Annotated in this window: 7 protein-coding genes; 6 read left to right on the plus strand and 1 reads right to left on the minus strand. The window is 42.6% G+C overall.

What is annotated here, in order from left to right:
• The first annotated feature begins 27 nt into the window (after window positions 1–27).
• Together AABK36_RS23220 and AABK36_RS23225 are read left to right on the plus strand one after the other, a co-directional pair.
• On the plus strand, window positions 28–7,200 hold the full coding sequence (locus AABK36_RS23220) for an RHS repeat domain-containing protein (RefSeq protein ID WP_309943305.1): 7,173 nt from the start codon (window positions 28–30) through the stop codon (window positions 7,198–7,200).
• 39 nt (window positions 7,201–7,239) lie between these two features.
• Window positions 7,240–7,824 (plus strand): hypothetical protein, encoded by a 585-nt coding sequence (locus AABK36_RS23225; protein ID WP_309943303.1) that lies wholly within the window; start codon window positions 7,240–7,242, stop codon window positions 7,822–7,824.
• Window positions 7,825–7,921: 97 nt separating this feature from the next.
• Here AABK36_RS23225 and AABK36_RS23230 read toward each other — a convergent pair whose 3' ends face one another.
• Window positions 7,922–8,392: a helix-turn-helix domain-containing protein gene (locus tag AABK36_RS23230; RefSeq protein WP_309943300.1), complete on the minus strand. Its 471-nt coding sequence runs from the start codon at window positions 8,390–8,392 to the stop codon at window positions 7,922–7,924.
• Window positions 8,393–8,417: 25 nt separating this feature from the next.
• Here AABK36_RS23230 and AABK36_RS23235 point away from each other — a divergent pair, with 25 nt between their 5' ends.
• The 4 genes from AABK36_RS23235 (at window position 8,418) to AABK36_RS23250 (ending at window position 13,314) form a co-directional block, all read left to right on the plus strand.
• Window positions 8,418–11,216 carry a CHC2 zinc finger domain-containing protein gene (locus AABK36_RS23235; protein ID WP_338390348.1) on the plus strand — a complete coding sequence of 933 codons (2,799 nt, stop codon included), beginning with the start codon at window positions 8,418–8,420 and terminating at the stop codon, window positions 11,214–11,216.
• A 171-nt stretch (window positions 11,217–11,387) separates the two neighbouring features.
• Window positions 11,388–11,576, plus strand: coding sequence for a hypothetical protein (locus AABK36_RS23240; RefSeq protein ID WP_309943474.1), 189 nt, complete (start codon window positions 11,388–11,390; stop codon window positions 11,574–11,576).
• A 38-nt stretch (window positions 11,577–11,614) separates the two neighbouring features.
• On the plus strand, window positions 11,615–12,463 hold the full coding sequence (locus AABK36_RS23245; RefSeq protein ID WP_309943471.1) for a tyrosine-type recombinase/integrase: 849 nt from the start codon (window positions 11,615–11,617) through the stop codon (window positions 12,461–12,463).
• On the plus strand, window positions 12,454–13,314 hold the full coding sequence (locus tag AABK36_RS23250) for a tyrosine-type recombinase/integrase (RefSeq protein WP_309943469.1): 861 nt from the start codon (window positions 12,454–12,456) through the stop codon (window positions 13,312–13,314). The genes AABK36_RS23245 and AABK36_RS23250 overlap by 10 nt, the downstream gene beginning before the upstream one ends.
• Window positions 13,315–13,632: the final 318 nt, after the last annotated feature.

Consider the following 13,632-nt stretch of genomic DNA (forward strand, 5'->3'; position numbering starts at 1 on the left):
CAAACAAACAATACTAAGCACAACGAAATGAATAGATTCTTTACGATACTACACTTAATTGGCTTGATAGTTTTGAACTCATATCTGGCCAATGGACAAGATCAGGTGCCTGAGGCATATCGAGTGCTTCGGGATGGAAGCAAATCTGTGTCAGAGGAAGCTTTGCTTTCTCCAGGCACATATTTGAGTGATCAAAATTTGACGGAGCCCAAGAACTTGTTTTTTGTAAGCTCTGGCTGTGTCACAGGCACATATTATCCGGCTTTTCACTTTAGGTATATATGGTCTACTCCGGGTATTGGATCAAAAAGTCCTTATCGCACAGATACGGATTGGTCGGTTCGAATACGTTTGGATGTGGAAAGTTTGAGAACAGGAAAGCAATGGAGCGAGGAAATGCAATTGAATATGCAAGATCAAGTCTTCGAGCAAGTCGCCTTTATGGATACTTTGGTTCAATGCTTTGACGATTATACTTATTTGGTAACTATACTGGATGAAAGCCAATTGGATGATGCAAAGCATCGAATTGCCGTTCAACCGATGCTTTATCGCAAAAAAACGGATTTTTATTCCAGTTTGGATATCTACAACGTATTTCCACAAGAAGTTGTAGAGGAAGCTACTTATGGCAATCACTTTGTTTCCAAAATTGACTATCTGATGACATGGGATAATGTTCTTGACGCGGATGGGTATCAATTCGAATGGCTGTTCATGGACCAATTGAATATCAATAACGAGAACCCATTTAATAATCAAAGCTTGTTTCGATCGGCAATCAGAGTGAACTTGTCCAATAATGAGTACTTGTTGAGAGCGGGTGAATATGTTCAAGGTGATTTTTATTGCAGAGTAAGAGCTTATAGAGAAAATGCCTCAGGAGGAATCCAATATGGCCAATGGAAGATTGTATTGGTGAGTAATAATGGAATTCCTAATTTGGAAATTGATAATATTAATAATATTTCTTATGATAAAAATTGGCAAAAATCGACTAGTTATGCCGAAAATGGAAAATCCAAGTCGGTGATATCATATTATGACGGTTTGTTGAGAAATAGGCAAACGCTTACCAATCTCAATACAGACCAGACGACTTTGATTTCCAGCTCATTATACGATTATGAAGGTAGAGCTTCGATATCGCCATTGCCTGCTCCTATGCAGGGTACATCTCTTAAATATAGGGATGTGAATGCTTTTAAAACAGCCGAGGGAGTGGCTCCCAATGTGTCTGATGTTGTGAAAAATGACGCTTTTCACAAATTTCATTATGATAATGGAGGGGAGAAAAAGACTCCGATGGATTCCAAAAAAGCAGGCGCTAGCAGTTATTATTCCCCTGACAATGATTTCATTAAAATTATTGACTTGAGAGGCCAAGGAACCCAATGGTGGATTGATCCTGAGAAGATGATTCCTGACGCTGAAGAGTATCCATACGCGCAGACAATGTATACGAACGATGGCAATAGCAGACCTACTATGCAATCCGGGTTGGGGAGCAAATTCCGATTTGGTTTTGAGTTGGATAACCCCGAAGATGCCCATGATACACGTTATTTCTATACTACACCTACTTCCGTGGAGTTGTATCGTTTGTTTGGTTTGAATGTTGGAAACTCTTTGCATTATAAAAAAAATGCGGTGATGGACCCCAATGGCCAAGTAAGTCTAACTTATTTGGATCAATCGGGTCGAACGGTGGCTACCGCTTTGACAGGCGCAGGACCTGCCAACTTAGAGAAACTTCCGAGTAATAATCCTGAGGAAAATCGTTTGATTGTGAGCTTGAATGATAAAAATATTTTGTTGAAAGATCAAGCGACCATCAGTCATAAGATATTCAACGAAAAAGCAAGTTCTGAATATATCTTCGAGTATGAGCTAAGTTCTATCTCATCAACCATAAGCGCATTGGATTATTGTCATACTTGCGAGTATGATCTGGAAATATCCATGGTTGATCCCTTGCAAAGAGAAATGAACCTTACTGGTGCGGATGAGGGAGAAGAGAGAAATATCATTATCAAAGGACTTAGCACGGATAATTGCGATGTTGTACATTCATTGATTGAAGGGGATAAAGTGAGCTTCACTGTGATACTTAACGATATCGGTGAATATACAATTAGCAAAAGACTAATAACCAAGGAAAAAAGCTATGAGGAACTAAAAGCAATAGCTGTGGCATTGCCAGAAGCAATTGCGAAAAAAGCGGAAACTGACGCTAAAGCCAATATTGTGGACGAGAGTCTTTGCGACGCTTGCACAACAATAGAATGTTGGGAAGAAAGCCATCCTGGAGAAACGCTTGACACCAAATTGGCGGATATCTCATTGGCCAGTTATAAGTATAGTGGAGAAGAATGCGTCATAGATTTTTATGAAAATAATGAAGCTTCTGTGTCTGGAGGCGATGTATTTGATTTGAGGCTGGCAATGTACGCTACTTGGGATGATGTGCCAAGCTCATTGAAAACATTGAACGGCATCGTGGACAATGATCCATTTTTTCAGTTTGAGTTTTCGAACATGAAGACCAGAATGAAGGAATTGTTGGGCAATATGCATATTGGCACTGACGCTAGTGGCCAGAATATCAGAGCCAGCTGGAATGATATTGTGAATCCTCAGGCAACGTCTTTGAAATACAATGAATATGGAGAAAAGAGCGGATCAGGCAATCATGTGTTATACAGGGAGCAAAGCAGCGAAGACACCAAGCTTATTCAGTGGAATATGGGAAGAGGTTATTATTTGGAAGCGAAGCGCCAGCTTAAATTGGAGATTCCTGAGATTCTAAATTGTCCTGAGTTGAAGAAAAGATATGAGCTGCAAGATATGAGCAATAAGCCGCAGACTGAGGTGGAAATCATGCAAGAGGAAGAATATGATGCTTGGACTGATCCTTCAAATTATCCAACTGACGAATACGCCAATATGGCGATGGTCAGTATATTAAGCTCCTGCGGAGATTATAACGAGAGTTTGCAGTCTCTATCAAGCGCTGATCAAGCTAGGGTGCTGGATTTGTTGAAGGAGTATTTTTCAAATCAAGCAACCTTTGACAAGCAAAGCGGTTTCCCAGGCAATATTTTGGGTGATATTTACACAGAAGACTGGGAAGCAACAAGCGGCCCTCTGAGCGAGGTGAAGCAAATTCTTCAATCATATGGCTTTAATTGTGCCATGTCAGAAGTGACTGTGATAAAGCCTGTGTGGGCTTGTGAAAATAATATTTCTTTTGATTTAAAATCTAGGATACAGACTGGTACTGAGACGGTTAAAATGAATATTAGACCAGCTGGCGAAATAGATATACCAAATTCAACTTGTCAAATAAGTAGAATTAGTGTTAGAGAGGGAAGTGAATATATTCAAGGAGGAACTCATACTGGTTCGAGTTATACTTTCCAATGGAGAGAAGAGGTTAAAGGCAATATTACTGTTAGTATTGAACTCGTTCAATTTTTACCTTGTGGTCCTGAGGAGTTAACTCAAACTTTTTATGTAAATACTTCTACTGAGACAAGACCTATATATAGTGTAACAACTGAAAGCAAATCTTACTGCAAAAAGTATTCATCATCGACTACTACGGGACTTGAAGTTTTCAATTATGAGTTTTCTTTCCAAGACTGGAAAAACGTATGCTTGGACAAAGCGAGAGAAAAAGCTGCTCAAGATGCTGAGCAGGAGTACGAGGCTTACATTGAAACCATAATTGCTGAGCTGAGCGACACGAAGTGTTTGGCTTCTGCCGAAGAGAATTTTACTTACAGTTATTCCTTGGCGGACTATCATTATACATTGTACTATTATGATCAGTCGGGCAATTTGGTGATGACCGTTCCTCCTAAGGGAGTGAATCCATTGTCGGGAGAAGACGCGCTTCGATTTGCGCAATACAAAAGCTCCATGACTTCTTCGGATAATCCGAGACATGAGATGACCACTCGCTATGTGTACAATAGCTTGAATCAACTGAGTAAGCAATATAGTCCGGATGGAGGAGAGACTTTGTTTTGGTATGATAGACTCGGACGATTGAGATTCTCTCAGAATGCGAAACAAAGAGAGCCGGTAATAGCAGAGGATGGCGTGACTGAACAGTACAGATTGTCTTATACCAGATATGATGATCTGGGTAGAGTTGTGGAATCGGGCGAATGCTTGGATGGGTTTTTCGGAAATACGCCAACGGTGCAAATTCAAGATGTCGTCAATGATATGTCCTATCCCGGAGCCTCCATTGCCAAGTTGAGCCATATCATGACATATTACGACAGTCCGTCGGAGGACATACCTTCGGAAGAAGACTTCGTTCAGGAGAATTTGAGAAATAGAGTGTCTTGGGTTATTGCCAGACAAGACAGCGAAGACTTTATGCCTGTGTCCACCTATTACAGCTATGATATTCATGGCAATGTGAAGTCTATACTGCATGACAATCCGGGAGCGGGCTATAAGCGATTGGATTATGTGTATGATTTGGTCAGCGGCAATGTCAATTACGTGTTTTACCAATATGGAAAGTCCGACCAGTTCGCGCATCGATATGATTATGATGCGGATAATCGATTGAAATATGTGGAAACTTCCACGGACATGTATTTGTGGAATAGAGAGGCTACGTACAGATACTATCCGCATGGACCGCTGGCTAGAGTGGAATTGGGGCATTACAAAGTGCAGGGACTTGATTATTATTACACGCTTCAGGGCTGGCTGAAAGGCGTCAATACGCCAGGCGAGAATGATATGGTAGGAGGCGACGGCGCCGGAACTTCTTATGTGGCCAGAGATGCTTTCGCCTATCAATTGGGCTATTTTGAAGGGGACTACAAGCCGATTTATTCTCCTAACAGCCATAATGAGATGAACATGTGGCACAATACCAACACGCTCTATGGCGAGGAGAACCAGACATACAAAGGATTGTACAATGGCAATATCGCATATATGGTCACCGATTTGCCTCAAGTCGGCTATCAAGCGGGAGAGAGGCTGAAAGGCGTGAACGCTATGGTGTACAGGTATGATCAGCTCAATAGAATTGTCGCTTCCAGAGCGCTGACTGATATCGTCGCGCCAAGTTATCCTACTCCTTTGCAAGTATCGGAAAGAGCCAAGGGTACTGTGCCGTCCGCCTATGATACGGATTATACCTATGACGCTAATGGCAACCTGTTGACGCTTAAGCGATATGATAACAATGGCGCTTTGCAGGAAGATTTCGCTTATCAATATGACGAACGAAATGGCAAGACCAATAAATTGCTGGCATTGCAAACTCCTCAAGGACAATTGGATCAGAACTATCAAGAGCAGACGGTTTATTCTTTTGGCAATGATGAGGACTTGTACAAGCGCGCGATATATAAAACGTACCTAACAGGGAGCGGCCAGTACAATGCAAAAGCCGCGGAAGAAATTATTCTTGATCATGGATTTTACAGCGATGGCACGGGAGAGTTCAATACTACCATCGAGACAGTGCCGGAAGAAGTGACTGAGGATCCTCAATTCGTCAGGTATGTGTATGACGAGATTGGCAACCTGATAGAGGACAAAGAAGATGGGATCAAGATTTATTGGAATGTGCAGGGCAAAGTGGACAGCATCAAAAGAGAAGGCATAGATGCGATGCTCATTCGATTCAGATATGATGCGACAGGAAATAGAGTTGAAAAAAGCTCGGTCAAAAGCATTAGGTCTAATGATCCGGTGATCATCGAGAACAATATCAGCGAGCCTCAGACAAATCCATATGTCATTGATATTGAAGAAATTCAAAAAACTACGTATATTAGGGATGCGTCAGGCAATGTGATGGGAACTTATGAGACCCATGTGGTCGAGTGGGGTTATTACACGCATACAGGGCCTGGCCCTGGAGTACCTGGGCCTGTGAGTACTTCTTCGATTCCAGGCAGTGGGCCTAGAAGAGGAGGATTTACGCTTAAGGATCGCGCTTTCAAGCATGACTTGTACGGTTCGTCCAGACTAGGGCAGTATGACAATACCGCCGATATAGGGCAGCGTAAGTTTGGAAGCCGCAGCTATGAGTTGAGTAATCACCTGGGCAATGTGCTGGCGGTTGTGAGCGACAAAGTGAAGCTGGAGCCCGACGCGGAAGGCAAGGTGAATTATCACCCTGAAGTGCTCAGCACTTCTGATTATTACCCTTTCGGTCTGCAAATGATCGGAAGAATGACGGGAGCAAAAGGCTATCGTTATGGATTTAACGGCAAGGAGAAAGACCAAGACGGTGAGTGGGGTAGCCAGACGAATTATGACTATGGTTTCAGAATTTACAACCCTACCATCGCCAAGTTTTTGAGTGTTGATCCGTTGACTAAGAGTTATCCTTGGTATACGCCTTATCAGTTTGCGGGGAATAAGCCAATTTGGGCTATTGATCTTGATGGCCTTGAAGAATTAATATATACTAATTCATTTTCAGGTTATAAAGATGATGTAGAATTATCCATTATTGCAAGTGATAAGTTAAAAATGATAATGGATAATATTTCAGATCCTGAAAAGGCTGCAAATATTAAAATATACTTTACAGTTAATTCAGAGTTGACATATACTAAAGAAAATGGATCAACAATTGATGTAGAGTCTATCGCTCGTGCAATCTATAGATTTAAAAGTCATTTTAACTCTAAAGAGGAAGAAACAACCTGGATACAGGAAAATATCAGTAAACCAGAAGTTTTAGAAAAAATCTTAGAGATTGATAGATTTGAGGAGGTCTTTAAGCGTATGGGAGTAACAGCTGAGGAGTTAGTCAATCAATTTAATGAAAATTCAAATTTAAAGATTTATAATGTTAATCTTAATGAGCAAAGGATATCTAATGAGGGTGATTTTTTAAAAACATTTTATCACGAAGTTTATCTACACTTACAAAGAAGATTGGGAGTTCGACATAATCCATCAGGGTATGCAGAGGATGGAGTAGGAGATCATGCATGGGGACATAATTTTTATGCTTATTCTCAACACTACTCAAATGGTGGATATTCTGAAAGTAGTTTACTAGGTGGCTATTCTCCTAAAAAGAAGTTCATAATTTATGATAGTCCAGTTGGGAGTATAAATCATGAAATAGATAAAATCACTGATTTTAAGAAAAAACTATATAAATCTTTTAATTTATTTAACACTACAAGTGATGAATAGATTGTTTAATGTGTAGTATTGTATATTCAAACTTATTTTATGATAAAAAAAATTTTGATTTTTGTTTTAGTATTTATGAATTTAAATATTTATGCTAAAAATAATATTAAAAAAATTTATAAAATTATAATTGAGACAAATGATATTAATTATGATCCTAATATGTTGTTTGGATATACTCTCAATCAATGTTCTCCTTTTAGTATAGAAAAAAATAATCTTTATATTTATCAATCATACTATAATAGATTCTTTAAATATAATTATAACAGGATTGAAGCTTTATGTCTGTTTATATTGAAAAGATATAACTCAAATGGTGATATATTTATTGAATTTGCAGTAGCATACGTTTGGAATAATTCAAATAAAAAAACATCAAAAAATATATTTGAATCTGAATTTGTAAATATATACTCATTTATTAATAATGATTTTAAATTATTTAGTATTACTAATAAGGGAGTGGAATTTAATGATTTTATAGATTTAGATGAGAAAAAAGATGAAGTAACATTTAAAAGAGTATCTGAATTAAATAATAATATTTGGGAAAAATACATTATTCAATCTATTGAAATAGATTCGATTAAAATAATAAAAAATGAAAATCCATGTTATTAGAAACACAACCCATCTGGTGCAAGTTTGTAACTTGCACCTAATGCTAGCAAATACACAAAAATCCATCTTGGTCGATTATCGACTGGGATGGATTTTTTTATTTCCCAAAAGCCTGCCTTGCTTTTACATTTTGTAGTAATCCGTCTAAAGTATAAAGAATACATTCTTTATCTTGCTGAGGAAGGTGACTGAGTTCTTTAAGTCTTTCCAGCATCTTTGGATCTTTAAACAGTTCCGAATCCTCTGTCTCTCCAAGTAAATATCCAGCAGTAGTTCCTAAGGCAAAAGCCAATTTTTTTAAAATATCAATGGTTGGTTTGGCTTCATCACGTTCATATCTTCCAATAATAGAATGATGAACATTTATTTCTCTAGCTAATCCCGACTGAGAGAAGCTTTTCAGTTCTCTGCATTCTCTTAATTTTTTACCGAATGAAACCATTTTTAGATACTTTATGCTACAAAAAGAGCGGTTAATCGCTGATTTTTCAAATATACTACGCTTATAGTGTTTAAAAAAATCATAAAGTGTTTGCTTGAAATTCACTAAAGTGTAAATTTGTAGCATATATGCACAGTTAAAATAAATTTTAATGCAAATCTCCGACATCAAATCCCGTCTTCCGCTGGCACAGGTGCTTGACCACTATGGCCTACATCCCGACAAGTCGCACAGGCTCAGCTGTCCCTTTCATGAAGACCGCACGCCCAGCATGCAGGTCTACTACAAGACCCAGACCGCCTATTGCTTCAGTGCTAACTGTGCCACCCACGGAAAGAGCCTTGATGTCATCGACTTCATCATGCACAAGGAAAATATCAGCAAGCACGAAGCCATCCTCAAAGCCAAATCCATGATCCAAGGAGAAATCACCAAACCAGCCCACACCAGAGAAAGCATCCTAGCACGCACTTTTCTCTACTTCCGCAACGGCCTGCAAAGCAGCAAGACCGCCAAAGAATACCTGTCCCACAGAGGCCTAGACAAAGACATGCTCGAAATCGGCTACAACTCCGGGCAGTTCCACCACGGCAAGCGCAAAGATGAATCCTTGATCCAAAAATACCTGGAGCTCGGCCTTCTCATCGACAAAAACCTCACCTCCTCCAAAGGCGGCAAAGCCTACAGCATCTTCGCCAAAAACAGCCTCTGCTTCCCCCTCAAAGACCACCAAGGCAACATCATCTCCCTCTACTTCAGATACGCAGATCCTGTCGTAAGCGCACAAGATCTTGTGCGCCCTGTATCGGCTACATCCCAAAGTGTCAAGAGCCCTGCGATGCCCTCATCATCCCCCAAGCATTTTTATCTAAAAAACCGCCAAGGCCTCTATCCCTGCTACCCATCCGCAGACACCAAAAAGATCATCCTCTGCGAATCCATCATCGACACCGCCAGCCTGCTCCAGCTCCCCGAGATCACAGCAAAATACAGCCTGCTGGCACTCTACGGCACCAACGGCATGACGGAAGAACACAAAACAGCACTCAAAAACTTGTCGTCCCTCGAAGAAATCATCCTCTTCCTCGACGGCGACCAAGCCGGCAAAAAAGCCACTGAAAAATACAGCCAAGAACTCACAAACCTGCTACCCAACACAAAAATATCATCCGTGGACACCCCTGACGACGAAGACATCAACAGCCTCCTCATCAGCCACGACGACACTGCGATCTTCACCCATCTGCTCGATGCCCGCATCCCACGGGCCAGGCTTGCCTTGCCCGATGTAAGCGCACAAGATATTGTGCACCCTGCATCCGATCATCCATCTATATCTGATGGCAGATCCGATATCGATATGCCAGATATATCCGCCATGCCCGATGATATCTCCATCGTAAGCGCACAAGATCTTGTGCGCCCCGCATCAGATAGCTCAGAAGTATCCATCCCATCTCTCCAAGTAGACAACCCACACAGCTTGCTCTTCACCACCCCCACCGCCATCTACTCCATCAAAGGAGGCCTCCGCACAGACCTCGATAGCCTCAAGGTCACCTTGGTCATCGAAAACCCCGGAACCACCAAAAAAAGCCGCAGCAAGCTCGACCTATACGAAGACAAGCAAACCGAAAAAGTCAGCCGTGAAGCAGGCGAGAAGCTCCATTTGCGTCCCGACCTCATCGAAAGCGACTTGAGCCAATTAGTAGATCTGCTTGATGAATACCGAGAAAGCCAAAACCCTGAAGACCAGCAGGAAAACAAACCCGTAGACATCCCAAGCAACACCAGATCCGCCTGCATGGACTTCCTCAGCAAGCCCAACCTGATGCAAAGAATCAATGAACTTATCGGCAAAAGCGGAGTCGTGGGAGAAGAAAACAACCGTCTCTTTCTCTTCGGCATCGCTTCCAGCTACAAGATGCCTGAGACTTTGCATGCCCTCATCCAAGGAAGCTCCGGAAGTGGCAAGACACACCTGTTGGCTACAATAATGGACTTCATGCCCGAAGAAGACATGATCAGCCTGACCAGAGTTACTGAAAGCAGTCTGTACAATTATGGCCAGAACGAACTCAAAAACAAGCTCATCGGCATCGAGGATTACGACGGCTTGGAAGAAAAAGCAGAGCTTGCATTCAGAGAACTACAATCCAAAGGCATGATATCCAGCAGTACCAGTGGCAAAAATGAACGCACAGGAGAAATCACAGGCTTTGTCAAGACCGTTTACGGCCCGATAGCATCACTCTCAGCCACCACCAGAGGCGAAATCTACGAAGACAACATGAGCCGTTGCTTCATCGTCGCCGTCGATGAAAGCCATGAACAAACATTACGAATCATCCAATATCAAAACAACAAATCAGCAGGCATCATTAACCGTCAAAAAGAGCAGGAAATCAGAGTCTTCCTTCGCCACTGCATGCGACTTTTGAAGCCTTATGACGTAGTAAACCGCTTCGCCAACCAGATAGAACTGCCAAGAGAAGCCCACAAGATCAGAAGACTCAACGATCTGTTCCAAAGCTATGTACGTCAGATCACACTGCTCAATCAATACCAGCGCCAGAAAGACGACCAAGGCAGATTACTGACAGCCAAAGAAGACCTTCAGACCGCTATCGAAATCATGTTCGACAGCATCATATTAAAAGTCGATGAGCTTGACGGAAGCCTCCGTGACTTCTACGAGAAACTCAAGGAATACGTCCTGAATAAAGGCAAAGACTACGAGTTCGAACAGCGTGAAATACGTCAAAAGTTTAGAATCAGCAAAAGCCAGATGCAGCGCCATTTTATCAACCTGATGGAACTCGAATACATCACCAAAAGCAACATAGGCATAAGAAACACCTATCGATATAAAATATCCTACTGGGATAATATGGAACTTGTCAAAGATAAAATCAAAGGTAACTTATATAAACAACTGAATAAACTCTAGATACCCAAACCCTTGGGTCACTGAATGGGTCAGTCAACCTACAGAATAACAACAACTTACAAGTAGCGACCCCCGACCCAAAGAAAATGCAAGACCCCCTAAAAGCGATTAACCATCATAACAGATAATAGAAGACAAGTAAAGCTGAACCGAAGAGACGGCACTTGAGAAGTGAGCGTTAAGAAATCTCAGCTTGTTATCGTTAAGAAATTTTCACTGTCTGAGCGAAGCGAGTTTGAAAATTTTAGAGAACAAGAAGAGATTTTAGTGAAGTTCTCACTGCCTAGATTCTTTGCTTACTTTCTCATCAATGGAGAAAGTAAGAAGAAAGAAAGTAAACAACCTCAAAGTCATCAATAGAGCAGAGAAGCAAGAAAAGAACTACTAAAACATCCATTATGAACCTCCAATCCCTATACTTCCAAACCCACCTCACCAACCTCGGCTACAGCAAAAGCACCCTCCGCATGCTCCCAGCCTGCATCAACGCCTTCCTCAGCTTCACCCAAAAGAAAATCCATGACATCAATCCCGAAGACATCCAAAGCTTCCATAACCACCTACAAGAACGCCCCAACAAGAAACGTTTCGGAGGCCTCAGCGACAGCTACATCCAGCACCACATATACGCCATGCGCTTATTTTTTCAATGGAAAATAGACTCAGGAGAACTCAACAGCAACCCCATCAGCGGACTGCACTTCCCAAGTCCCCAGCAGAGCAAAAAAGAAATCCTCACACAGCAGGAAGTCAAACAACTCTACAACTACTGCCACAGCCTACAGGAAAGAGCTTTGCTCAGCGTTTTCTACGGATGCGGACTCAGAAGATCCGAAGGCGAAGCCCTCGACCTCAGAGACCTGCACTTCGTCAAGCAAATGCTCTACGTCAGATCCGGCAAAAACGGACGCTGGAGAGCCGTTCCCATGAGCGACAAAGTCACCGAAGACCTTGAGCGTTACAGCCTTTACAGCCGTATCCCCAAAGGCACCAATGCCTTCTTCTGCAACAGCAGAGGACAGCGCATGTCAGGCGTCTCCATGAACAGAATGCTTCACAAAATCCTCGACAGGGCAGGCATCCGGAAGAAGATCAGCCTCCATCATCTCAGGCACAGCATCGCCAGCCATCTGCTTGAAAACGGCCTCTCCGCTGAATACGTCCGCAACTTCCTCGGACACAAACATCTGGATACCACACAGATATACACTCAGATCTCCCAACAACAACTCGACACATGGAACTAGAAAACTACCTCCGACAGCATCACACCCAAGGCACTGCCAAGCGCTACCTTCGTGAAATCAATCTCTTTTTTCTTTCATTTGAAAATAAAAGCACCACTCCCGAAGACGCGGACTATCAACAAGTCATGCAGTACATCGGAAGCCTCCGCAATGAAGACAAAGACCCCAAAGTGGCACTTTTTGCCCTGAAAAAATATTACGACTGGCTCATCCATCAGGGCGTCAGAAAAGACCATCCGGCAAAGTCCGTCAAGCTCAGGGACAACAAGAGCCGAGATATCCAGATGCAGGAACTCTTTAACACCGAAGAACTCGCCCTTCTCCTTGACAGAGAAGAGCGCTACGTCCTTCTCCGCAACCGCAACAAGATCATCATCAGCTTCCTCATCTGGCAGGCACTCACCAACGGCGATATCCGAAGTCTCCAGCTTCAGGATATCAACCTCGAAAAAGGCACCATCGACATCCGTTCCACTCCCAAATCCAACGCCAGAACCCTCAGGCTCAGACCCGAACAAGTCTTCTGGCTCATGAACTACATCCAGCAGGACCGCCCGCAACTGACCAAAGACGACAGCCAAGCCCTCATCATCAGCAAGCTCGGCAAAGAAGAAAACGGCGAAGGCATCGGCTACCTCATCGAAACCATGCGGCCACTCTTCCCTGACCGTACCCTCAATCCCAAGACCATCCGCCAGAGCGTCATCGCCAACCTTCTCAAAGACGGCAAAGACATCCGCCATGTCCAGACCTTCGCAGGCCACAAGTACCCCAGCACCACCGAAAGGTACAAACACAGCCAAACCGACAAGCTCAAAGAAGAGATCCTCAAGAAACATCCATTGGGCTAGCAATTAGCCAACAAGGAAACGGCACTGCCTCGTAGAATCCTCACTGCTCACTTGAAACAGGGTTATAAGGCGTTCGTCTTCATCAGTCGGCAAAGCTTCCCGCCAGACCTCACAGCCCTTTTTTCCTATTATTTATTTTTTCAATTGAAGAAAAAAACAACTGTTCGCCTCCTTCGTCGGTGCTTCGCAGTCTGTCACGAAGCTTGCACTCCTTCCTCATCCTCACCTCAGGCTACTTTGTCCTGCTTGGCCACTACCTTCCGTTTTGGTCGTCCCTCCCTTCACTTCTGGCAGTCACCAGCAGTCCATCGCCTTCGA

It is taken from the genome of Aureibacter tunicatorum, from assembly GCF_036492635.1.
GTDB lineage: Bacteria > Bacteroidota > Bacteroidia > Cytophagales > Cyclobacteriaceae > Aureibacter > Aureibacter tunicatorum.